Source organism: Brunnivagina elsteri CCALA 953 (genome assembly GCF_002289455.1).
GTDB lineage: Bacteria > Cyanobacteriota > Cyanobacteriia > Cyanobacteriales > Nostocaceae > Brunnivagina > Brunnivagina elsteri.
The window spans coordinates 1-1548 of sequence record NZ_NTFS01000720.1 but is presented as its reverse complement, the minus strand read 5'-3'; the positions used below and the strand labels follow the sequence as shown (position 1 = coordinate 1548).

The following is a 1548-nucleotide window of genomic DNA, read 5'->3' as shown; positions in this document are numbered from 1 at the left end:
ACTATCTCTAGTGCAGGCATATAGTGCAGTCGATAAAACCCTGACTTATCATCGCTTTGCATCTTTGCAATTTCCCCTTTCAATTGCTGTCCCCACAACGCAGATGCTAATTGTCGCCAACCGGTCAAAGTCGGTGTCCCTTCAGAGGAATAACTCGCCAATTGATTGATGTTGTAATCGGTGCGGGATAATTTTTCTAAATAAACCTCCCGAAGTTCGGCAACCTGCGATTTGGCTTTTTGCACTTCGCTGGATTGATTTGTTGGGATTTGCTGTTTCCAACCCACTGTTAAAGCCACTATTCCAATCAGAGAAACCGCTCCAACCGTTGCACAGGTTGTCAGTAACGGGACATTTACTTTTTTTCGCAATGGCTGTTTATTGTCCCGCAACGGTTTTGCACTAAACATTACCAAACCTCGCCTGTATTATCCACTATTAAATACAGATGGGGACGTTTGTTTAACTCGCGGGCGATCGCAATTCCTGTACCACCCACAATTATTCCGGTTAACAACAACAATGGATGTAGGGCGAGGGTTGCGCCCACTCCCATCAATTGCCCTACCATCCCAGAAACGCCCAGATTCATCAACAAACCACCTGCTGTGTTGACCAAAAAATCAAATGCTGCGCTCATTTTCACCTCGTATCCAAATTACTAATAGTGCCAAAATTAACCCAATGATTTCGCCAAGCCCCACTCCAATTAAAATCGGTTGTAAGTTATTAATTTCCTGCCTTTCTTGAGTTGGGGGAATTGCTACCCATGTTCCAACAACCGTTCCAGCAACAGTCGAAAGAAGATTTATACTTATTGCCAGAGTTGCATTCTTCCGCATTTGCAATAAGCTTTCATCTCGAAATTGGTAACAAATCGGTAGCATTTGATTTACTACTTCTTCTGAGATTGCCCGGTTTTCGTCTGCGAGGACTTCAACTGTTTCGGCTGCTGTGTCGAAGTACCGACTAACAACGGATGACTGCCTTCCCCCCAGTTGACTTTGGCAAAAAAATCGTTATCTATGCGCGAATTTATACGTTCTTGAGCTTGAGTGTATTCGTTAGCGATCGCACTTCCTCCAGTTCCGTTAAATACAAATTCTTCCAGAGCGAGTGTTGAAGTTTCCAGCACTACTTTATGACGCAGTTCTCCCAACTGAGTACCGCGATGGGTATCTTGGTAAAGCATTCCCACAAAACTATCTGGTGCTGCTGTTTCTGGATCGACACCAAAACGCTGTTTAATGTACTCGCGTTTGTTAAAACTGCGTTCGTGTAACGACTCGGAACCAGTTTCCCGCATCTCCAACAAATGTCGTGCTGCTTCTTCCATAGACATATTTTCCTTAGTTGCAGCAGTTTTTAAATTAGCTAACTGAGATTCGACTTGTTCACTAATCGTATCTCCAGCAATTTCTAAATCTAGAATTTGACAGATATTGCGAACTGTTTCAGGCGAAATTTGTAACTGTTGTGCTAGCTGATTTATATGCTTCATGACGTTCAATCCTCTTGATTACTGCTTGGACAATTTCGTTTGCTTGC

At 43.2% G+C, this 1548-nt stretch carries 3 protein-coding genes and 1 pseudogene; all 4 read right to left on the bottom strand.

From position 1 onward, the window contains the following. Positions 1 to 410: pseudogene (locus CK510_RS30205) on the bottom strand (phage terminase large subunit family protein); the annotation flags it as partial. Further along, a complete protein-coding gene (locus CK510_RS30200; protein WP_095725095.1) occupies positions 410 to 640 on the bottom strand; it encodes a hypothetical protein in 231 nt (76 codons plus the stop codon). The pseudogene CK510_RS30205 and the gene CK510_RS30200, both read right to left, overlap by 1 nt. Continuing rightward, positions 624 to 887 carry a hypothetical protein gene (locus tag CK510_RS30195; RefSeq protein ID WP_095725094.1) on the bottom strand — a complete coding sequence of 88 codons (264 nt, stop codon included), beginning with the start codon at positions 885 to 887 and terminating at the stop codon, positions 624 to 626. Before CK510_RS30195 ends, CK510_RS30200 begins: the two co-directional genes overlap by 17 nt. Positions 888 to 895: 8 nt before the next feature. Then, positions 896 to 1501 (bottom strand): hypothetical protein, encoded by a 606-nt coding sequence (locus CK510_RS30190; RefSeq protein WP_211293364.1) that lies wholly within the window; start codon positions 1499 to 1501, stop codon positions 896 to 898. Positions 1502 to 1548 lie beyond the last annotated feature (47 nt).